The organism is Pseudaeromonas sp. HNCC25DJ182, from assembly GCF_055413365.1.
Window position 1 is genome coordinate 156,448 of the sequence record NZ_JBVAYG010000004.1, and the last position, 21,430, is coordinate 177,877.

General features: G+C 57.4%; 19 protein-coding genes. 11 read left to right on the top strand and 8 right to left on the bottom strand.

Features of this window, described 5'->3' with window-relative positions; translation table 11 throughout:
- The first annotated feature begins 17 nt into the window (after positions 1 to 17).
- The 6 genes from ACZYUB_RS05255 to ACZYUB_RS05280 all read left to right on the top strand — a co-directional run bounded on the left by ACZYUB_RS05255 (position 18) and on the right by ACZYUB_RS05280 (position 5,265).
- The gene (locus tag ACZYUB_RS05255; protein WP_463946126.1) at positions 18 to 488 is read left to right on the top strand and encodes a YaiI/YqxD family protein; all 471 of its coding nucleotides are present in this window, start codon (positions 18 to 20) and stop codon (positions 486 to 488) included.
- A 76-nt stretch (positions 489 to 564) separates the two neighbouring features.
- Positions 565 to 1,734 carry an efflux RND transporter periplasmic adaptor subunit gene (locus ACZYUB_RS05260; RefSeq protein ID WP_463946128.1) on the top strand — a complete coding sequence of 390 codons (1,170 nt, stop codon included), beginning with the start codon at positions 565 to 567 and terminating at the stop codon, positions 1,732 to 1,734.
- Entirely contained in the window at positions 1,731 to 2,453 is a 723-nt protein-coding gene (locus tag ACZYUB_RS05265) for an ABC transporter ATP-binding protein (RefSeq protein WP_463946129.1), read from the top strand. Before ACZYUB_RS05260 ends, ACZYUB_RS05265 begins: the two co-directional genes overlap by 4 nt.
- Positions 2,450 to 3,661, top strand: coding sequence for an ABC transporter permease (locus tag ACZYUB_RS05270; protein ID WP_463946131.1), 1,212 nt, complete (start codon positions 2,450 to 2,452; stop codon positions 3,659 to 3,661). Before ACZYUB_RS05265 ends, ACZYUB_RS05270 begins: the two co-directional genes overlap by 4 nt.
- Positions 3,658 to 4,857: an ABC transporter permease gene (locus ACZYUB_RS05275; RefSeq protein ID WP_463946133.1), complete on the top strand. Its 1,200-nt coding sequence runs from the start codon at positions 3,658 to 3,660 to the stop codon at positions 4,855 to 4,857. The genes ACZYUB_RS05270 and ACZYUB_RS05275 overlap by 4 nt, the downstream gene beginning before the upstream one ends.
- Before the next feature lie 132 nt (positions 4,858 to 4,989).
- A complete protein-coding gene (locus ACZYUB_RS05280; protein WP_463946134.1) occupies positions 4,990 to 5,265 on the top strand; it encodes a hypothetical protein in 276 nt (91 codons plus the stop codon).
- Positions 5,266 to 5,366: 101 nt separating this feature from the next.
- On the opposite strand, the gene ACZYUB_RS05285 is transcribed toward ACZYUB_RS05280, so the two are convergent.
- The 4 genes from ACZYUB_RS05285 to ACZYUB_RS05300 form a co-directional block, all read right to left on the bottom strand.
- Positions 5,367 to 7,916 carry a UvrD-helicase domain-containing protein gene (locus ACZYUB_RS05285; protein WP_463946135.1) on the bottom strand — a complete coding sequence of 850 codons (2,550 nt, stop codon included), beginning with the start codon at positions 7,914 to 7,916 and terminating at the stop codon, positions 5,367 to 5,369.
- 177 nt (positions 7,917 to 8,093) lie between these two features.
- Positions 8,094 to 9,833, bottom strand: coding sequence for a C4-dicarboxylic acid transporter DauA (gene dauA / locus ACZYUB_RS05290; protein WP_463946136.1), 1,740 nt, complete (start codon positions 9,831 to 9,833; stop codon positions 8,094 to 8,096).
- A 261-nt stretch (positions 9,834 to 10,094) separates the two neighbouring features.
- Positions 10,095 to 11,732 carry a methyl-accepting chemotaxis protein gene (locus tag ACZYUB_RS05295; RefSeq protein ID WP_463946137.1) on the bottom strand — a complete coding sequence of 546 codons (1,638 nt, stop codon included), beginning with the start codon at positions 11,730 to 11,732 and terminating at the stop codon, positions 10,095 to 10,097.
- Between the two features lie 272 nt (positions 11,733 to 12,004).
- Positions 12,005 to 12,808: a DUF1189 domain-containing protein gene (locus ACZYUB_RS05300; RefSeq protein WP_463946139.1), complete on the bottom strand. Its 804-nt coding sequence runs from the start codon at positions 12,806 to 12,808 to the stop codon at positions 12,005 to 12,007.
- Between the two features lie 191 nt (positions 12,809 to 12,999).
- Between ACZYUB_RS05300 and ACZYUB_RS05305 the strand changes: the two genes are divergently transcribed.
- Positions 13,000 to 13,596 carry a DUF4202 domain-containing protein gene (locus ACZYUB_RS05305; protein WP_463946140.1) on the top strand — a complete coding sequence of 199 codons (597 nt, stop codon included), beginning with the start codon at positions 13,000 to 13,002 and terminating at the stop codon, positions 13,594 to 13,596.
- A 347-nt stretch (positions 13,597 to 13,943) separates the two neighbouring features.
- Entirely contained in the window at positions 13,944 to 14,255 is a 312-nt protein-coding gene (locus ACZYUB_RS05310; RefSeq protein ID WP_460883642.1) for a YkgJ family cysteine cluster protein, read from the top strand.
- A gap of 9 nt (positions 14,256 to 14,264) precedes the next feature.
- On the opposite strand, the gene ACZYUB_RS05315 is transcribed toward ACZYUB_RS05310, so the two are convergent.
- Entirely contained in the window at positions 14,265 to 14,885 is a 621-nt protein-coding gene (locus ACZYUB_RS05315) for a protein-methionine-sulfoxide reductase heme-binding subunit MsrQ (protein ID WP_463946142.1), read from the bottom strand.
- Entirely contained in the window at positions 14,885 to 15,889 is a 1,005-nt protein-coding gene (msrP, locus tag ACZYUB_RS05320; protein WP_463946144.1) for a protein-methionine-sulfoxide reductase catalytic subunit MsrP, read from the bottom strand. The genes ACZYUB_RS05315 and msrP overlap by 1 nt, the downstream gene beginning before the upstream one ends.
- 247 nt (positions 15,890 to 16,136) lie before the next feature.
- Here msrP and ACZYUB_RS05325 point away from each other — a divergent pair, with 247 nt between their 5' ends.
- The 3 genes from ACZYUB_RS05325 (at position 16,137) to ACZYUB_RS05335 (ending at position 18,429) form a co-directional block, all read left to right on the top strand.
- The gene (locus tag ACZYUB_RS05325; RefSeq protein ID WP_463946146.1) at positions 16,137 to 16,610 is read left to right on the top strand and encodes a prepilin-type N-terminal cleavage/methylation domain-containing protein; all 474 of its coding nucleotides are present in this window, start codon (positions 16,137 to 16,139) and stop codon (positions 16,608 to 16,610) included.
- Positions 16,611 to 16,713: 103 nt separating this feature from the next.
- Positions 16,714 to 17,445 (top strand): Bax inhibitor-1/YccA family protein, encoded by a 732-nt coding sequence (locus ACZYUB_RS05330; protein ID WP_463946148.1) that lies wholly within the window; start codon positions 16,714 to 16,716, stop codon positions 17,443 to 17,445.
- Positions 17,446 to 17,598: 153 nt separating this feature from the next.
- The gene (locus tag ACZYUB_RS05335) at positions 17,599 to 18,429 is read left to right on the top strand and encodes a shikimate 5-dehydrogenase (RefSeq protein ID WP_463946150.1); all 831 of its coding nucleotides are present in this window, start codon (positions 17,599 to 17,601) and stop codon (positions 18,427 to 18,429) included.
- A gap of 30 nt (positions 18,430 to 18,459) precedes the next feature.
- On the opposite strand, the gene secF is transcribed toward ACZYUB_RS05335, so the two are convergent.
- Entirely contained in the window at positions 18,460 to 19,383 is a 924-nt protein-coding gene (gene secF, locus ACZYUB_RS05340; protein ID WP_463946151.1) for a protein translocase subunit SecF, read from the bottom strand.
- A gap of 2 nt (positions 19,384 to 19,385) precedes the next feature.
- Positions 19,386 to 21,203, bottom strand: coding sequence for a protein translocase subunit SecD (secD, locus tag ACZYUB_RS05345; protein ID WP_463946152.1), 1,818 nt, complete (start codon positions 21,201 to 21,203; stop codon positions 19,386 to 19,388).
- Positions 21,204 to 21,430 lie beyond the last annotated feature (227 nt).

Below are 21,430 nucleotides of genomic sequence, written 5' to 3' on the forward strand. Positions count from 1 at the left end.
TTTTTTGGAGAATGCCTATGACCATTTGGGTGGACGCGGATGCTTGTCCGGTTGTCATCAAAGAGATGTTATTTCGTGCGGCCGAGCGAACCCGCATCCCCTTGGTGCTGGTTGCCAACCAGTTCTTGCGCACGCCCCCTTCGGCGGTGATCCGCAGCGTGCAAGTCGCCAGTGGCTTCGATGAAGCCGACGATTATCTGGTCGAACAAGCGCGCAACGGCGATCTGGTGATTTCAGCCGACATCCCCCTGGCGGCTCGCTTGCTCGCCAACGGTGTTGAGGTGATTACGCCACGAGGTCAAGCCATGACCGCCGCCAATATTGGCGAACGGCTGGCGATCCGCGATTTTCTCGATACCTTGCGCGGCTCCGGTATTCAAAGTGGTGGCCCCGCCACCATGAATCAGGCCGACAAACAGCAATTTGCCAATGCGCTGGATCGCTGGTTGGTCGACGCCAAACGGCGCGCGCCGCCACAAGCGGAGTAACTGCGGACTCGGTCAAGGCAAGATGGCATCGAACGCGACACAATAAGCGCCACCAACAGGGATGATGAGGAACAGCATGAACAGGAAACGCTGGATAGGTTCGGCCATTGCCGGTGTTGTGGTCCTGGCTCTGGGCTACGAATGGCTTAAACCCGTCCCCCTGGCGGTGACGCTGACCCAGCCGAGTCGCGGCGACCTCGTCAGTAGTGTGGTCAATACCCGGGCTGGCACCATCAAGTCGTGCCGCCGCGCCGGCTTGAGTCTGCCGATGGGGGGGGTCGTCGATACCATTCTGGTCCAGGCGGGCGATAAGGTGCAGCAGGGACAACCTCTGCTGACACTGTGGCATGCCGATCTGCAGGCCGAATTGCAACGCGCCCAAGCCTCGGCCGCCTTGAACCGGGTGCTGCGGGAGCAAAGTTGTGTGCAAGCCGATTTTAACCAGCGTCAGGCCATGCGCCTGCAGACGTTGCGAGCCAAAGATCTGACCTCCAAGACCCTGAGCGAACAGGCAGAATCCCTTGCCGCGACCAGTCGCTTGGGTTGCGTGGCGGCGGCCGAGCAAGCCCGGGTCGATGCTGCCCAGATCGCCATGGCTCAGGCCCGTCTGGAGCAGAGTCAATTGCGCGCCCCTTTTTCAGGCATCATCGCTGAAGTCAACAGCAAGCTGGGGGAATATATGACCCCGTCCCCGCCGGGTGTCACCATGCCGCCAGTCATCGATCTCATCGATGATCAGTGCCTCTACGTCTCGGCCCCCATCGATGAAGTGGATGCCGCCCGTTTGCGGGTCGGGCAAGCCGCCGTGATCCTGCTGGATGCCTTGCCCGACCAGCGTTATCCGGCCAAGGTGCGGCGGATTGCCCCCTATGTCAAAGAGCTGGAAAAGCAGGCGCGCACCGTAGAAATAGAAGCTGAATTTACCCCGCGCCCCACCGATATTCCGCTCCTGATTGGTTACAGCGCCGATGTGGAAGTCGAGATTGCCCGACGCGCGCAAGTGCTTCGGATCCCGGCGGATGCCCGACGCGAGGATGGCTCAGTGCTGCGGTTGCAGGGCGATCATCTGGAGGAGGTGAAACCACGCTTCGGACTGGAGAACTGGAACTGGCTGGAGGTGATCTCGGGCCTCAATGCCGATGATCAGCTGGTGCAACAAGCCAGCCAGGTAAAATTTGATCCCCAGCAAAGCGTCCGCGCTAAAACGGCCGAAGAGATAGCGGCGGCCGAGGCCGGCACGCCATGATCCAACTGCAACAGGTCGAGCGACACTTTTTACTCGGAGAGCAGTCGGTGGCGGCGCTGGCGCAGATCGATCTGCAGATCCATGCCGGGGAATATGTCGCCGTGATGGGCCCTTCCGGCTCCGGCAAATCCACCCTGCTCAATGTCCTCGGGCTCCTGGATCGACCCGACAGTGGCCATTATCTGCTAGATGGTCTCGACACCGCAGGCCTGAGTGAACCGGCATTGGCCGAGTTGCGCAGCCGCAGTATCGGCTTCGTGTTCCAATCCTTTCATCTGATCCCGCGGCTGAGTGCCCGCGAAAATATCGAATTACCCCTGACTCTGGCGGGCATAGCACCAGCCCTGCGGCGGCAGCGCGTCGACGAACTACTGGCACAGCTGGGGATCGGCAATCGGGCGGCCCATAAACCCGCCGAACTCTCCGGCGGCCAGCGCCAACGGGTCGCCATCGGTCGAGCCATCGCCATGTCCCCTCGCCTGTTACTGGCAGATGAGCCCACTGGCAATCTGGATAGCCATTCGGGAGAGGAAGTGATCAAGCTGCTGGAGCGATTGAATCGGGAGCAGGGCATCACCCTCGTGGTGGTCACTCACGATCCTCGTCTCGGCGCCCGGGCCAGTCGCCAGATCCGCATGGCGGACGGCGTCATAGTCACCGACAACCAAACAACGGCAACGGGCATCGAGTTGCCCTCGCTTGCAGGCCCAGCGGCATGATGCTCAGACTGGATCGCGTCTGGTTTGCCTGGCACGCGCTGACCCGTCATCGGGGTCGCGCTGTGTTGCTGGTACTGGCGATCAGCCTGAGTGTCGCCTCGGTACTGGTCATGACTGCTTTGGGGCAAGGGGCGCGAAATTTTGTCGCCGCCGAGTTCAGCGGTCTGGGCAAGGATTTACTGGTGATGTTTCCCGGCCGCAAGGAAACCACCGGCGGCATGCCGCCGGTCAGTGGCAACAGCCTGCGCGACATTACTCTCGAAGATATGGAGTATCTGGGGCAACGCCTGCCCAACCTGCGGCTGGTGCCCTTGATCATGGGCTTTAGCGAAGCCAAACAGGGCGCCCACCTGCGGCAGACCATGTTGCTGGGAACCAGCAACCAGATGCAATTTACCCATCAATTGAGTCTGCTCAAGGGCCAATGGCTGCCGGGCGATCCGACCGTCGACGCCTCGGTCTGCTTACTCGGAGTCCGGGTGGCCCAGGAGTTATTTGGCGAGCGAGAGATAGTCGGGCAATGGGTGCGCTTTGATAATCGCCGCTTCCGGGTGGTCGGGGTATTTACCAGTCGCAGCAGCAATCTGGGCATGGATTTTAACGAAGCGGCGCTGATCCCGGTCGGTGCCGCCCAATCGCTGTTTAATACCCAAGGACTGTTTCGCCTGATGATCCAGCCGCTCGGCGGCCAGGCCATGCCCGAGTTGATCCGAAAACTGGAACAGCACATGCGCGAGCGCCATCAGGGCGTGCTGGATGTCACCGTTATGCGCCGTGATGCCATGTTGCAAACCTTCAACTCCATCCTGTTGACCCTGACCCTTGCCGTCGCGGGCATCGGCGCTATCAGTCTGCTGGTCTCCGGCATCATGATGATGAATCTGGCCCTGGTCAGCACCCATCAACGCACCGGCGAAATCGGTTTGCTCAAGGCGCTGGGTGCCAATGCCCACGCCATTCGCAGTCTGTTTTTAACCGAAGCCTTGATCCTGTCAACCGCAGGCTCCCTGGGTGGACTACTGCTCGGCTATCTTTGCGTCGGCGCCGCCGCCTGGCTGTGGCCGGATTTCCCCATCGAAGTCCCCTGGCTGGCGACGCTGATGGCGCCCCTGGCGGCCATGGCCACCGGCGTGCTGTTCAGCTGGATCCCGGCACGGCAAGCCGCCAGCAAAGATGCCGTGGCCAGCTTACGGAGTGGCCAGCTATGAGATTGCCCGACCTCCTGCGCTGGCTCTGGTGTGCCCTGCTGGCCGGGCGCACTCGCAGCCTGCTCTCGGCGCTGGGCATTGCCATTGGTATTGCCTCGGTGACCACGCTGACCGGGATCGGCGAAGGACTGCGGCTCTATCTTCTGGAAAGTTTTTCACAATTTGGCTCCCGACTGATCGCCGTCTCCCCGGGCAAAAGCGAAACCTCGGGCGGCCCGCAAGGCTTGCTGGCCAGTAGTCGCCCGCTGTTGCTGATGGATGCCGATATCCTGCGACGTCTGCCCGGCATCGAAGCAGCCATCCCGGTGGTACAAGGCCAAGGGGAAGTCCGTACCGGCGGTTTGACCCGCCAGACCGCGATCCTGGGCACCAACCACCAGGCGGCTGCCGGATGGCGCTTCGCGTTGGCACAGGGCCGCTTTCTGCCGGCAGACGATTCGGCCATGCCTCGGGCCTATGCGGTGCTGGGCGCCACAGTGGCCCGGGAATTGTTCCCAGGCGGCAATGCCCCCGGCGCGGTGATCCGGGTCGGTGATCGCCGCTTCCGGGTCATGGGGGTCATGCTGCCGAAGGGGCAATTTTTAGGCTTTGATCTGGATGATATGGTCTATATTCCGGCGGCCCATGCCCAGGCCCTGTTCAATCAGGAGGGCTTGCAGGAGATCGATCTCACCTATCGGGCCAACTATAGCGAGGCTCAAATCAGTGCCAGCATCAAACGGCTGCTGATCGCGCGCCACGGCGCTGAAGATTTCACTCTGTTTTCGCAGCAAGACATGCTGACCAGCCTCGACAAGATACTGACCATCGTCAAAGCCGCTATTGGCGGCTTGGGCATCATTTCCCTGCTGATTGGTGCCGTGGGGATCTTCAGCATCATGAGCATAGCCCAGCAGGAGCGGATCCCGGAGATTGGGTTGCTGCAGGCATTGGGCTGTCAGCGGAGCTGGATCCTGCTGCTGTTTCTCGGTGAAGCCATGACGCTGGCGCTGCTGGGGGGGCTATTGGGAGTCAGCCTGTTGCTGGCGATCCAGAAACTGTTGTCGCTGCTGCTGCCCGCTCTGCCCCTCACCCTGCACCCGCTGTATCTGTTGTTGGCCCTGTTGTGCTCGGCGCTGGTCGGACTGGCTGCCGGAATTGCTCCCGCCTTACGCGCCATGGGCCAGGATCCCGTGGTTGCCCTACGCGGCGAGTAACATCTGGCGACTCAAGATCCATTCCTCTTTCACGCCTACCCACTCCTGACATTTTTCGTCTGTCATTTTTGTTTCATCTTCACCAGCTAGCGTGGGCACATAGCGTCGCACTCAATCCATCAGGAGTTGCCCATGGCGATCACCCTCCACTCACAGCCAAGCGCACGTCCCATCCCGCACCCTACCCAGCCGCGGCGTCCGATGGTGCAGTGGTTGCCCTTGTTGCTGGGACTGGGCCTGTTGTTGACTATGCTCCTGACGAGCGAGACCCGGAGCGGCTCACCTTTCTTGGATCTGATCGGCCAGCATTGCAGCACACCACTTGGTGTCACCTCCGCACTACAAGAGCAGACCCCCATGCTCTTTGATATGGTGGCCCCCGGCTGCCAGTCCCTCTCTTTTAATTAAGAGCCTTTGACCTCCCTGGTTGCTTGCTTTAACCGCGTCAGTGCTGGCACTGACGCGGTGTTTTTTGTGCCCTGGTTAGAATATTTTCAGTCGAACCCGGGCTAGGCCCTGGCCACGTCCAGGCGATACCCTTCGGTGAGCAGTTCCTGAATAAACGGTGATGGTCGCGCCCGATCCGCCAACAAGAAGACCTGCTGCCGAGCCCGGGTTAGCCCCACATACAACAGACGCCGCTCTTCGGCATGGGCAAACGCCTCAACCCTCGGCAACAAGGCGGCAATCAGCGGATGGGTTTCCTTTTCCGACGGCAAACCATGGCGGCCGCTTTCCAGGCCGCAGAGGATCACCTGATCTGCTTCCCTACCCTTGGCGCCATGCAGGGTCATGGCCTCAATAGACAGCTGCGGGAACTGCAGCTGCCACCGCTGTAACTGCGCCGCATCGGGTAAGGAGAAACGAAAACGGGCCAGCAGCAAGACGCTGGTTGGTGGCGTGGTCGCCGACAGGGCCATCTGGCTCAGCAGCGTTTCCAGTGTGGCGGCGGGCTCCACGCCCCGTCCGGCAGTGTTATCCAGCCAGTGCAGGGTGACGCGAGCCTCATCCACCTGTAGCAAGCTGGCCAAAGGTTTGCGCAGCTGGGCCGGATTAGCTTGCACGAAACGATTGGCCACCTCGCCAATGGCATTGTTGAAGCGAAAGGTTTTATCCAGCGCCGTGCTGGCCGCCGGGCCAAAATAGTCGGCAAACTCAGTGGTCAGGCGCAAATCGGCACCGGTGAACCGGTAGATGGCCTGCCAATCATCTCCGACGCAGAACAGGGCTGACTCCGGATGCTGATCCCGCAGCAGGCGCAGCAGACGGGCTCTGGGCTCGGAGATGTCCTGAAACTCATCGACCAGGATCTGTCGCCACGGCGAGATGAAGCGCCCACTGGCCACATGCTCGATAGCCAGCCGGATCATGTCATCAAAGTCCATACTCCGGGTGCGCTTCAACTCCTGCTGATAACGCTCGAACAGCGGGCGCAGCAGCACCAAGGCCGCCTTCGCCCGAGTCGGCTCGGAGGATTGCGCCAGTTGCTGTTTGAGGCTGGCACTATCAAAGCATCCCGCCTTGTAATAGCCAAGCATCTCATTGAGTTGTTCGACCAGCTCCTGCAATCGCCCCCATTCTCGCAAGGTGGCCAGCACAGCCTCTTCGGGCAAGGGCTGCCAGGGGATTTGTCGTTGTTTCAGCTCGGTTTGCAGCACTTTTTCCAGGCGATTACTCTGCCATTGCCAATAGTAGGTATCGATGATGGGGGGCGCACCGCCGGTTTGGCTCAGTGCCACGGCGGCGGCCTGATATGCGGCAGCATCCTGCCAGGGCAGTGCCTTACCCCGCCGATCCAGGGTCAAGTGGCGCAGCCACACCCCGGACTCCGGCAAGAAAAACTGCGGCAACACCTCCTGATGACTGGAGTGTTTCAGCGGCAAAGGCCACGGATGCTGGTAGCAGTATTCGATCCCCTGCCGGAACAACCAGTTGGCGATTTGCACCTCGGCCAGCGAGTACATAGTCTCGCCCTTGAGACTCTTTAATTCTTCCGCCGCCAACTTGCCCAGATAGCCAGCACGCTCGGTAAATTGCATGGGATCGGTACGCGGGTAGAGATAGCGCCGCAGGTACTCCAGCACCCGACTGCGGTAATTGGGATCCTGCAAGGCCATCTCAAACGCATCCTGCACCAAGGGAAGGCGAGCCCCACTTCCCTCGGCGAGTGGCGAAAGCGCGGGCCGCTTCCCCTCCACCGCCTGAATAATGGCCAGCCCCAGAGCGTGAAACGTCGATATCTCCGGACCCGGCGTCTCGGATGCCGCGGTCGTTGCAGGCCGGCGCGTCGCAATCCGCGCGCGCATCTCATCCGCCGCTTGTTTGCCAAAGGCTAGCAACAGGATCTCTTCGGGACGAGCCAAACCAGAAACCAGCAGATAAGCGACTCGCCCGGCCAGTACGCTGGTCTTGCCACTGCCAGCCCCGGCCAACACCAGATTGGCCGCCTCATCCAGTACACAGGCTTCGCGCTGACGCGCGGTCAACGGATGCTGTTCCAGCGAGTCAAACAAGGGAGCATAGTGTCGCACCATGCGACGGCAATAGCTCTGTTGCAAACGCTGAAGGGCCGTTGGCTGCTGCAGTTTGAGTAACCATTGCCAAGCCGCAGCCACGGGCTTGGTCAGAGTCTGATCCCGCAGTTGGTGATGGGTGTGCAGAATGGCATCGGCTTGTTGCCGGATCGACGGCCAGTGCGCTTGCCGCAGATAGCGCTCCCGACATTGCGCCTGAAGTTGTCGAGTCTGGTGCAATAGGTCCTGACTATGGGCCAGCAACCAGAGCCGATGCCAGCGGCGGTATAGCCTCCAGGCCTGCCAGGGCCAGAGCCAGCCGATCCGATAGGGCAAACGGGTCTGAGGAAGATGCACCGATAGCCAGCCCATTTCGAGGGCCGAGATCTGTAACCAAGATTGCTGGTCGGCAAATAGTCCGAGATTCAATGCCTGACGGCTATTAGCCGGCGTAGTGCCCAGCAACTCCCGGCTGGAAGCCCAGTACAGGTTTTGACTATCCCAACCGATCCAGAGCCCGGAGGGCCTTAATCTGACAGCATGCACGCTTGGTATCCCCTTGAAATCAGCGCCCTATTTACCATGGGCTGCACGCCGGATCTAGCCATGCCGCACCCAACGACTGTATTCAGTCACAACCAGCGGCGGCACCCGCTTACAAAAAGTACAAAGCCGCCCATCCGGCGGCTTTGTACGAGAGATTCGAGCTCGCTGAGCCTTGGTTCAGGCAGCCTCGGTCTGCATCATATTTTTGCTACGCTCCAGAGCCTCTTCCAGCGTGGAGGTAAACTCCAGTTGCCCCGGAATGGCTTGGAAACTGGCGCGCGCCAAGGTTTTGAGCGGTTGGAACTGTACTTCGGCCACCAGCACGCGGATCCCCAAGCGCTGCAAATCTTCACAAAAATGCTGAAATCCTGTGAGTCCACCGGCATCCAGCACCGAGACCCCATCCAGCATCAGGATCACCCCCTGCTTGGATTTGACCCGGGCCATCAATTCGGCAAACACATGATCGGCCGCGGCGAAAAACAGAGGTCCGGTGATCTTGTAGGCCGCCCAATCTGCAGCTACCTGATGGCTCCAGCGTTTGTGGGTGCTCAGGTCGGAAATCAGTGTCATCTTCGACATTTCGCGCATAAACAGCAAGGAGGCCAGTACGATACCGAAGGTGATCGCCACTACCATATCAAACAGCACCGTCAGGCTGATGCACAGGATCATCACCAAGACATCGCTGTGGGGCGCTTTACGACACAATTCGACGACTTTATGTGCCTCGCTCATGTTCCAGGCCACCATCAACAGCAGCGCCGCCATGGCCGATAGTGGTAACCCGGAGAGCCAGGGCGCCAGCAACAAGATCGCCGCTAAGACCACGAGCGAATGGAAGACTGCGGCCAAGGGCGAGGTAGCCCCGGCGCGCACATTCGCCGCCGAGCGAGCAATGGCCGCCGTGGCCGTGATGCCACCAAAAAATGGTGCCAGTAGATTACCGATCCCCTGCCCCAGCAATTCACCGTTGGAATGGTGTTTCTTACCCGTCATGCCATCGAGCACGACGGCACACAACAGGGATTCGATGGCACCGAGCAACGCCATGGTAAAGGCGGCCACCAACAGCGTTTCGATGGTTAGCAGATCCCAGTGCAACGGCTGCCCCTGAGGCCCTGGCAATTCCCACGGCCAGACGAAGGTGGGAGCAAAGGGCGGAATACCATGGCCCAGGTCACCGTTAGGCAATAGATAGCTGAATCGACTGCCGATGGTCGCCACCTCCTGATCAGCAAACCCGACCAGCCAGGCGACCAGCATACCCGCCAAGACGGCAGGCAGATGACCGGGAATACGCAACCGTAATCGAGGCCAGAGGATCAGTATCGCCAGAGTCACCACACCGACCAGCGTGTCACCCCATTGCCAGCTCGGTAGTGCCTGCCAGAGCACCGCTACCTTTTGGTGGAACTTCTCTGGCATCTCGACCACGGTCAGTCCCAAAAAATCCTTCACCTGCAAGGTGGCGATAACAATGCCAATCCCCATGGTAAAGCCTAGTGTCACCTGCAATGGAATGTAACCAATCAAACGCCCGAGGCGACCGACCGCCATCCCGACCAGCATCAGTCCACACAGCAAGGTAGCGACCAGCAGACCAGCGATACCGAACTGTTGTGACACCGGATAGAGGATCACCACGAAGGCGGCTGTCGGCCCGGAAACGCTATAGCGAGAGCCACCGGTCAGGGCAATGGAGATACCGGCAATGATCGCGGTATAGAGACCGTATTGTGGCGGTACGCCGCTGGCAATCGCCAGAGCCATCGCCAATGGGATGGCAATGATACCGACAGTCAGACCAGCGAGCAGGTCGCGGGTCAGGCGAGTCAGCGAATAGGGTTCATTCAGGCAGGCATCCCGCAGGGCGCTGCAGATTTTGAGCAGATGACGTTGAGATAAGGTATGCATGGAGCCCTCGGGCAAATTTTACGGTACGTCACGACGCGCGTGATCCGTCACGCAGGATACCCTTAGCGCTCGATTACGAACAGAACAAGTTCGTTCTGGCTGAGTTTACGTGCGAAATCACTCATCAACTCGTTCGCTTGTGAATGTTCAGTTAAACATCAGCATAAAGCGAAAGCAGTTCTTCGCCAGATCTGCTTTCGCTCATCATTCGAACATCCACCGTACTTTGGCGACTCGTTCAGGCTCATACACAATCTGGGATCAAGTTCGAAACTTGGCCACTAAATCACCCAATTCGTTACTGAGTAGACGTAAGTCATGGCTGATCACTTGAACCTGGCTATTCTGTCGCGCCACTTCCCCGGACAGCTCCGAGATATTCACCACGTTACGATTAATTTCTCCAGAGGCCAGACTCTGTTCTTCGGCCGCACTGGCAATCTGGGCATTTCGATCCGTGATCGTCAAGACCGCTTCGGAGATGACCTGCAGCGCCGAACCCGTCTCCTGCGAGTGCAGCAGCGTCTGGTCACTTAATAGCAAAGTCTGTTGCATACTCTTAGCAGCTGCCTGAACTCCGTTTTGCAAGCGGCTAATCATGCCCTGGATCTCGTTGGTAGATGCCTGGGTTTGATTGGCCAGCGTCCGTACCTCATCGGCGACTACTGCAAACCCTCGCCCTAATTCTCCAGCTCGGGCCGCTTCGATTGCTGCATTCAACGCGAGCAGATTGGTTTGATCCGCAATACGACGGATCACTTCCAGCACCGAGCCGATATGCCCGGTCTCCGTCACCAGCAACTCAATCAAGCGATTACTCTGCCCTACCTCATGGGAGAGCGACTGCATGGCGGCGACGGCATCAGTGACAATCTGGTTCCCGGCCATCAGTCTTCTCTTTGCCTCTTCGGCGGCGTCTGCAGCTTGGACCGCACTACTAGCGACTTCCCGTGTAGTTGCCGCCATCTCGTTCATCGCGGTGGCAACCCCTTCGGTCTCATGGTGTTGCCGATCAACATTCAGTTGCCCCGCCTCAACAGCCATCTCCAGTTGCACCGCCGCCTGGTGACTCTTCGAACTGGCCGCCGCTATATTCCGTACTGTGGTTGCCAATGAGTTGGTAAATACATTAAAAGAGAGCGCCAAGCGCGCCAGCTCATCACGACCACTGGTATCCAGTTGCCGGGTTAGGTCGCCTCCGCCTTGTGCGATGTCATGCAGACTCTGCTCGGTATGCCGCAAGGGGCGAATGATACTCTGGGCTATGAGCCAGGAAGCAAAGATCAGTACCGTTAACAAGGGCAATAAAATCGTCAATACCAGGATCAGCAATTCCTTGAAAAATTCCCATGCATCATCGGCATATTGCCCGGTGCCCAGCACCCACCCCCACTCGGGCAGAAGCTTGACATAAGAAACCTTTAGGATGGGCTCGGACATTCCCGGTTTAGGCCAGTAATAATCGACAAACCCACCCGTCGGATTGGCCTTGGCAATACGCACAAACTCCATAAAGATGGACTTGCCATTGGTATCCCTGATCGCAGAGAGATCCTGACCTTCCAATTCCGGTTTAGCCGCATGCATTACCGCTTTAGGAGTCAGATCATTGATCCAGAAATATCCCCCTTGCCCATAATGCATATGGCGCAGCAGCTCCTTGGCCTGCTGCTGGGCTAGCACCTCGGTAAGCACTCCCGAACTGACCTGCTGTCGATAATGTTCCAGCGTGGCAAAAGCGGTATCCACCTGCTCCCGGGTTGCTTCCCGACGATTCTGCAACATAGCTTCATAGGAGAAATACAAGGTGCTACTACATAAAATGGCGATGCCAATCAGCATCAACAATGCATTGGTCAGCAAGCGTTGATAAATGGTTAATTGCCGGAGTGCATTCATAATGGCCAGCTCTGTGATGAGGGAACTAGCTGGAGCTACGCAAAAGGCTAGCCAAGGTGCAAACCGAAGGGGAATATTAATCTAATTAATTGAAAAATAGGGATATATGATTATACCGCGCATTGACGACGCAACAACGGCGAGCCCAATTCTCGCAATTCGCGACAGTGGGCCCGCCAACAGCAGGGTAATTTGGCAAAATGCAAAAAATAGGGATCTGATGGGGTTTTTCTCTCCACCAGCAGTCGCTACTCGCTACTCAAGCTCCCTGCTCAGACCTCGAGAATATCCTCTGGGGGGGTGCGGTCTTGCCCTTGAGCCAGGCTCTGGATGGCAAAAAACAGGTACCCTTGACTCAATAAAAACAGCACCATCCCCATCAAGCCAAAACTGATCCCGAACCAAGTTAACAAGGTAGCGAGCACAATTCCGGGGGTGAGCGCGACACAGGTCACCCGCAGCAGCACACCATAAGGCAAGCGTACCTTGAGCCAGGCGGCAAATACCAGGCCACCCACGGCATATATCACTGCCTGCAAGGCTCGATAGATAAATTCCCCCCCGAGCAACGGCAAATAGGCCAGCGGTTTGACGATGGCAATCAGTTTGTCGGACCAGGCATAGAGCTCCGCTTTATCCAATTGGAAATGCTCGATGTTCTCGAAAGGATAACTCCGCACCTCGCCCTGGTTATCAATGATCATGCGATCTGCCTGCAAGACCACAGGCGCCACAAATTCGGCCGCACTGGCTGGGCTGTGGCGGGTATCGATGACCAAAAACGGCGCTTCGTCGTCCGGCAACTGGATGACGAACGGTTGTTCGACTTCGGTCTGCAGTTGGCCTTGTTCGATGTGCAGATCCGGTAGGCGCTCGATCACATGCTGGATATAGGTGCTCTTCATCGTATCCAGCAGGGCCGCGACCTGAATGGTCATGGGGATGGTTGTCACACACAACAACAAAAACAGATAACCCAGTCCGGTGCCCTGCCACTGTCTGCCAACCTCCTGATACAGATGACGGGAAAAAAACGAGTGGTAGACAGCTTGCCAACAACGAAGAAGATACAGCACGTTCAATTTCCTTCTGAGGACCATGGGACTAAGTTTCACGGCAGCAGTCACTGCACTAAACGGCCTCCATGATAGCCTATCGGCCTCGAGCCCCCAACGGGGTTAATGCAGACGATACGGGCTTAATCATTGACTTGCGGCACATGATTCCAGATAGTCACTTTTATTCTTGATAACTGGATAAGGATGTCATGGACCATTTCGATCGATTTACCCGGACTCTGGCTGCATTTGATGCGGCTAACCGTCAGGATCCCCGGCAGGTGATGGACGAGAACGGAGTCTTGTACCCCAGCGAATTACTCTATGCCATGCGCATGAGCGCAACCTTGGCCGAGTTCCAGGCTGATGCCTCCGAGGCGTTACAACTGGCCGTTCGTAGCCAGCATCTGCAACGCTGGAAAATTCCACGCGCCAGTTATCCGATGGACCGCGTTGGCTATCTAAGCTGGCGCTCCGCGCTCAAACAATTTCATGCCGAGCAGGCAGGTCTCATTTTGCAGGCCGAGGGCTATGACGAGACGATGATCGCCCGGGTCGCCAGTCTGTTGAAAAAAGAGCAGCTCAAACGGGATAGTGACAGCCAGGCACTGGAAGACGTCGCCTGTCTGGTATTCATGCGCTACTACTTTGCCGAATTTTCCGCCGCCCACAGCGAAGAAAAAATTATCGCCATCGTACAAAAAACGTGGCGCAAGATGTCGGAGGCGGGCCATCAGGCGGCACTCGCCTTGCCCTTCACACCTCAGCAACAACAGCTGTTGGCGCGCGCACTCGGCAGCGAGTAGCAAATAGCCTCATCACAGTTGGAACCCGTGCGAAGGCGCCGCTGTTTTCATAAGCGATGCGCCAAAGAGATGGCCGCAAATTCATCATGCCAGAGCGTGGACGAAACGCAGACCGTTGACGGCAGGGATACCGCCACCGAGCCTACAGGCAGGCATTCACACCGAGTCTGTGTTCGGCCTCACTCCGGTTTGGTGCGCTCAAGACATCACAGCAACCGCCTCTATTCATATGCCAAGAACATTAGCCGAGCCGGACAGATCGGCGTATGGTAGGGCCGCTTGCCGAACCCGGTACTCCGACTATCCCGTGGACGCTGGGTGTCAGCCCCCATAAAGGAACCATGTTCATGACTTCCCCATCGACCATTCCGGTCGAATTGCTCGATCAGGACCCAGATATTGACTGCAGTCACTGCGCCGCCTGTTGCTGTCGCATGCCCGTATTGGTGATCGGCGATCCCGATGTTCCAGAGCGCTTCACCCAAGAGGATGAAAGTGGCATGACCTTTATGGCACAGGGGGAAGATGGCTGGTGCGTGGCGCTGGATCGCAACACCCTGCGCTGCACCATCTACGAGATCCGGCCCCAGATCTGCCGTGACTTTGATATGGGCGGCATCGACTGTCAGGAAATCCGCGCCCTCACAGATGCTAGGTGATGAACCGGTTTATCGTGACCGCACCTCACCATGGACAGATCGATATTGCACATATCGATACAAACGCCAGAGCAGCAGTAAGGCGGCAACAGCCAGATAGAGCACGGGTTTGGCCGTGATGGCTTTCACCGACCAGAGATAGTGAATAGGCGCCAATACGGCGACAACATAGACAGCCTGGTGCAGGCTGGCCCAACCCCGGCCGAGCCGCTGTTGTGACCAGCGATTAGAGGTAACGGCCAGCGCCAGGAGCAACAGCCAGCTCAAAGAGCCCAACAGCATATAGGGTCGTTTGACTACCTCTTCCAGCAACAGGCTCAGATCCCACCCCAGCTCCAGCGCCGCAAATGCCAATAGGTGCAGACAGGCCCAAAAAAAACACCAGAGACCAACGAGTCGGCGCACCCGGATCAGCGTCGGGGTTCGGGTCCATTGCGCCAGAGGCGAGATCAGCAAAGTGAAAAACAAAAACTCCAGAGCCGTGCGGCCGCAGTATTTGATCAACTCCTTGGCGGCATCGGCTCCAAAGTAGTCTTGTTGAACGGCAAGGATTATCCAGCCGAACAGTGCCGCACCCAGCAGATGTATCCCGCACTTGAGTACGCTAATTGCCTTGGGTGTGAGCCCCATTAGAATGACCTCCGTAGATCCATGCCCGCATAGAGCCCCGCCACCGCATCGGCATAGCCATTAAATGGCAGGGTCGGCTGGCGCGTGACATCCAGCAAGCCACCGGATGCGATAACCCGCTCGCTGGCTTGTGACCAACGAGGATGATCCACCTGCGGATTCACATTGGCATAGAAACCATATTCATCGGGAGCGGCCAGGTTCCAGGTCGTGGGGGGCTGTTTCTCCAGTAAACGGATCCGGACAATCGCCTTGATGCTCTTGAAACCATATTTCCAGGGCACCACCAGACGCAGTGGTGCGCCATTTTGTGGCGGCAGAGTTTTCCCATATGCACCAACGGCAAGCAGGCTCAATGGATGCATGGCTTCATCCAGTCGCAGCCCTTCGACATAGGGAAATTGAATACCACTGCCGAACTGCCCATCGGCTTGGCCCGGCATCTGTTTTGGATCGTATAAGCTCTGGAAGGCCACATAGCGTGCCCGCGACGTAGGTTGCACCCATTTGAGCAATGTCCCCAGCTCAAAGCCAATCCAGGGGATCACCATGGACCAGGCTTCCACACAACGAAATCGGTAGATACGCTCCTCCAGCGCAAATCGCTTGCGTAGCTCATCGACATCCAGCGTCATAGGCTTGGCGACCTCACCATCGATCACCACCTGCCAGGGCGATGTTTGTAATCCCTGGGCATTGGCCTTGGGTGACGCCTTATCCAGACCAAACTCGTAGTAGTTGTTATAACCGGTCACCTTCTCTTCCGGGGTCCAGGGCAGATCCGGTCGATAGGCTGCCGGTTGCTGGAAACTCAACGCCTCTTGTTGAGCGGGAGGCGGAGTGGTATCAGAAAATAGGTCCCATAATGCAGCCCTAGCCGATGGAGCCAGACTCAAAGCGGCGGCAGAGAGACCCAATGCCTTCAGGACTTGGCGGCGGGCATAAAACAGGGATTCGGGAGTCACTTCTTGCTCGGTCGGGTGCCGCCAGGATCTATTACCCATCTCAAGGTTTCTCCACTATCCAGCTGGTGATGACCGTAATTGGTCATGTGGTTTAAAGATAGTGGATCCGGATCCATTTTCAGGTGGATAAAACGAATGATGGCCAACCCAGAAAAGCGGAGCCGTTGCGCAAGCAACCCCATCGACAAACAAACGTCTCTTTTGTGACTGCGCAGGGTGTCATCTGGGGCGATCCAAAGATAGAATACGGCGCAGGATAACTCACTGATTTATTGATATTAATATCATGAAGTTTCGCAAAGGATTTACCCTGATTGAGCTGGTTATCGTCATCGTCATATTGGCGATCCTAGCCGTTGTCGCTGCCCCCAAGTTTATTTCGCTGCGTAAAGAGTCGCTGACCAATACCCTGCTGGGCATGCGTTCTGCGATCGAAGGCGCAGGTCAGCAGACCTTTTCGATGGCGGCAGTCCGCGGGCTGGAAGCTTCAGCTGCAACGTCGCTCACGACTCAGGGGCTGACAATTCCCTTGGTGTATGGCTATCCGGCGGGCGGCGTCAGTAGCGGGCTTCCGGCCTTGATCGAGTTTCCTGACGGCGACTGGAATCAGAGGGCCAGTGTCTATGCTGGCGCTTGGGTCTATTGGCACGGTACGCTGGAGGAAGATGCCGGAGTCGGCCAATGCTATTTGCGCTATCGACAACCAACGACTGCCGGACTCAAGCCGGTGATCGATATCCAAACGACGGGCTGTGAATGAGCAACCAAGCTCGTCCTTATCCATTTTCTGAACCATGACATGCAATCTACAAACTCGGGAAAGCCCCGCCATTCATCGTTAAAGCAAGAACAAAGGAGTTCTTATGCGTTCCGGTAATCCATTTCTTGGCGACAAGAGTTTTGATCTCGTTGAGCGAGGCGAAGCCCGCATGACCCTGATGGGGACGGTCAACAAAACCGCCATCCTGTTGGCCTTGACCCTGATTTCCGCTCTCTGGGTGTGGAACAAGTACTACGAATTACAAGATCCGGCGGCCATCATGCCGCTGATGTGGATTGGCATCCTCGGTGGTCTGGTATTGGCGCTGATTACTACCTTTGCCAAAAAGGCCGCCCCTTTCACCGCGCCGGCTTATGCCCTGCTCGAGGGGCTGGCGTTAGGCGGCATATCGGCCTTCTATGAAACTCGCTATCCCGGGATTGTCATCCAAGGCGTGGGCTTGACCTTCGGCACACTCGCTTGTCTGCTGCTGGCCTATCGCACCGGGCTGGTCAAGGCCACCGAGAACTTCAAACTGGGCGTGGTTGCCGCGACCGGCGCCATTGCCTTGCTGTATGTCGTCAATCTGGTGATGGGCATGTTCGGCCATTCGATGGGCTTCATCCATGAAGGCGGTGCAGTCGGTATCCTGTTCAGCTTGGTGGTGGTCACGGTAGCCGCGCTGAATCTGGTGCTGGATTTCGACTTCATCGAACAGGGTGTCGCGGCCGGAAGTCCCAAGTACATGGAATGGTTCGGCGCCTTTGGCCTGCTGGTGACGCTGGTCTGGTTGTATCTGGAGATGCTGCGTCTGCTCTCCAAGCTGCGCAAATAACCTGGCGTAGAGTAGTTGTCGACCCACTTAGGGTTGAACAACCCGCGGAGCCCATGTGGCTCCGCTTTGCTTCCTGGGGTGTCTACCAAGCTGGAATTACCCATATCTAACTGATAACGTCCGGTTTCTGAACCCCTTTTGCCGGAGTCTTTCATGCGTCCGCTCATCAATAAAGATACCGTCATGTGCATGTCGCTGAGTGCACGTCCCAGCAACTTCGGTACTCGTTTTCATAATTATCTCTATGATGCCCTCGGCCTGGATTACTTCTATAAGGCCTTCAGTACCCAAGACATTGTCGGCGCCATCGCCGGAGTTCGCGCCCTGAATATTCGCGGCTGCGCCATTTCCATGCCGTTCAAAGAAGCTTGCATTCCCTTGGTTGATGAGTTGGCACCATCGGCCAAGGCGATTGATTCCATCAATACCATTGTCAACACCAACGGGCATCTCAAGGCTTATAACACCGACTACAGTGCCATCGCGCAATTGCTCCGCGATTATCGGGTCCCCACCGAACTCTCGTTTGCGCTGCGCGGCAGCGGCGGCATGGCCAAGGCGACAGCCTGTGCGTTACGGGATGCCGGATTCACCCACGGAACTATTGTCGCGCGGAATGAGCAAACCGGACGCCAGTTGGCGGAACTCTATGGTTTTGCCTGGCAGGCTGACGCGGCAGGGCTCGAGGCGGACTTACTGCTGAATACCACCCCGATCGGAATGCCGGGTAGTCCGGAGGAAGCGGAGCTGGCCTTTAGCGAAGCGCATATTGCCGCCGCCCGTGTGGTGTTTGATATGGTGGCGGCCGTGAGCGGCACGCCACTGATCCATGCAGCGCACGCAGCGGGTAAGACAGTGATCCGCGGCACCGAGGTGTTCGCACTGCAAGCCGTCGAACAATTTGTGCTCTACACCGGCATTCGACCGGATGCCGAGCTCTTTGCCCAAGCGGCTGCCCACGCCAGGCAACAGCCGGTGGCATGAGCGGCAGTCAAAAATTGTTTCTTACGGCGCCTAAGGCGCCGTCTCCCACCCTTCAGTCTCTTCCTCATGCTGGTTATAAGCTTCGACCGACAAGCCCAGTAATTCCTGCACCGTCGAGGCAATGGTGATGGAGGACAGGGTACCGACCAGAATGCCGATAAACAGCGTGAACGCAAAGCCATAGAGCGCCGCCCCCCCAAACAGCAGTAGGGCTCCGACGGTAAACAGTGTGGTCCCCGAGGTAATCAGCGTGCGACTGAACGTAGCCTTGATCGCGCGATCCGAACAGGCATAGATATCCTGCTGGGTACGTGATTGCAGCAGATCACGCAACCGATCCGAGATCACGATACTGTCGTTGAGTGAATAACCGATCACCGCCATCAAACCGGCAATGATGTTCAAGTCAAACTCGATTTGCAGCAAAGAGATGAGTCCCAGTGCCATCAAGGCATCATGCAACACCGACAGCAAGACACCAACGGCCTGCCGCCACTCGAAGCGTAAAGCCAGATAACCGGCAATAGCGATGGAGGCGACCAGTAACGCCAGCATCCCCTGCTCAAACAACTCGCCCCCCACTTGCGGGCCAACCTGTGTGGTTCGTGATAACTCAACCGCCATCCCCAGATCCCGCGCCAGCCACTGCGCCAGCTCATTGGCGCTGTGGCTCAACTCCTGAGGTGGCAACTTGATCAGCCACTCACCAGGCACTCCTGCCGGTTGTAACTCGATAAGAGCCGCCAACTCGGCTGAGAGCATGGCATTGAGTTCGGCACTGCTCTTGAGGGTCTGGATCTTCAACTCCAGCAAAATACCGCCGGTAAAATCCAGCCCCAGATGCAAACCCCGGGTGATCAGGATATAGACACAAGCGAGCGTCAGCACTGCGGAGAGAACCAGGCCAATGTAACGCCAACGGGTTAATCCCAACTGCAGCATGAAATTCAACATGGTTAGACCCTCAACAGTTTACGGGTGCTCTGACCCCAAATCGGATTGATGATGGCGCGGGTGCCCCAGATGCCTGTGATCATGCTGGAGAGTAAACCCAGGATCAGGGTGATGGAGAATCCCTGCAGCGGACCGGAACCAATCGCATACAGAACCACGGCACTGATCAAGGTGGTGATGTTAGCGTCAAAGATGGTGCTGAACGCCGAGCGATAACCAAAGTCGATGGCATTGGCCAGACTCCCCCCTTCACGCAATCGGTCATGGATCCGCTCGAATATCAACACATTGGTATCCACTGCCATACCGACTGTCAGCACCAGACCGGCAATCCCGGGCAGTGTCAGCACGGCTCCCGGCAACAAGGCCAATAAGCCCATCTGCATCAGCAAATTAGCCACCAATCCAACGATCGCCACCCAGCCAAATTTGCGATACCACAGCAGCATGAACAACATCATGCCGGCCATGCCAAACAGCAGGGCGCTAAAACCGGCTTCAATATTTTGCATCCCCAGAGTCGGACCAATGGAACGTTCTTCGAGTATCTTCAACGGAGCAGTCAAGGCACCAGCCCGCAGCAACATGGCCAACTCTTGCGCGGCGGGTAAATTATCAAGCCCTGTGATGCGGAATTGATTGCCCAGCGCCGTCTGGATAGTCGCCACATTGATCACATCACTGCGCGCACGCAGTGGCCCCCCCGCCTCACTCTTGTACTCGGTGAAGACAGTTGCCATGGACTGCCCGACGTTGCTGCGGCTGAACTGACTCATCTTGGCGCCGCCTAGACGATCTAGGGTAATACTGACCTGAGGCTTGCCCATTTCATCCATGCCGGCGCGGGCATCGACAATGTGTTCACCGCTGAGTACAGCTTGGCGCACCATGGGCACTGGCCGTCCTTGCCGATCATTCAGCACAAACCCACTGCTAGCCTCGCCCACACGGGCCGGGTGAAATGCCAGTGAGGCGGTAGCACCAATCACCTCCTTAGCTTGTTTCGGGTTATGGATCCCGGGTAGCTCGATGCGGATCCCCTCTTGTCCCTGGCGTTGCACCGAGGCTTCGGTGATACCCAGTTCGTTGATCCGCTTCTTCAAAATTGCCAGATTTTGCGTTACCCCGTTATTGATCAGTAGATTGCGCTCCGCCTCGGTCAGGGACAGGGTCCATTCATCGCCGCTGCGCTGCAGGCTCCAGGCTTCCGGTTGGCCACTACTATGCTGTCGGAGTATGGCCAGCCAAGGTGCCGGATCCATGGTCTCCGGAATAGCAATCCTGACTTGACCTGCGTGTACCCGGCTCAACGTGGTACCCCGCAGCTTGGCCTCGCGAAATTGAGTGCGCAGGGTATCCAGCAGATTGCGGGTCTGGGCCTCGATGATGAACTCACTATCCACGCCAATCAGCAGTTGCGATCCACCCCGCAAGTCCAGACCCAGCTTGATCGGCGCAGCCCCCAGGCTCTGCAACCAAGCCGGTGCATTGGCATGGAATTCCAGCGTGATGCTGCTGTTCTTTGGCAACTGCGGCTCGAGCAAGGGTTTGGCGCGTTGCTGCTCATCCTGACTACGGAACACCAGTTGTACCTTGTCGGCGCTGCGAATAATTTTCTCGGGTTTGAGCCCCTGTGACGCCAGCAATTGCTGTTGCACCGGGCTCCAGGCTCCTGCACCGTGTACTCCCAACGCCGGTTGTTCACCGAAAAAAGTGGGTAACGAATAAAAACTGAAGGTCACCAGCATCAAGAGCAGCAAGGCATATTGCCACTTGCTCATGCGATTGAGGCGGGCACGTTCTGATGGTTTGAATTTCATGGTGTCGTTCCATGTGAAAACAAGAAGGCGTGACGCAAAACACCAAGCACTACTCGGCGGCGTCCATTCAATACAGGCAGGCGATGACACTCAGGCGAATATTTCGCTCCAATAGCAACCGTTGTTGATTCAGAGTTAGCACTCGACTAGATACTCAATCGTGCACATACCGGATGCGGTGATGTGCGGAGTAAACTGAACCTAGGTGTTGGATACAGATTGAAATC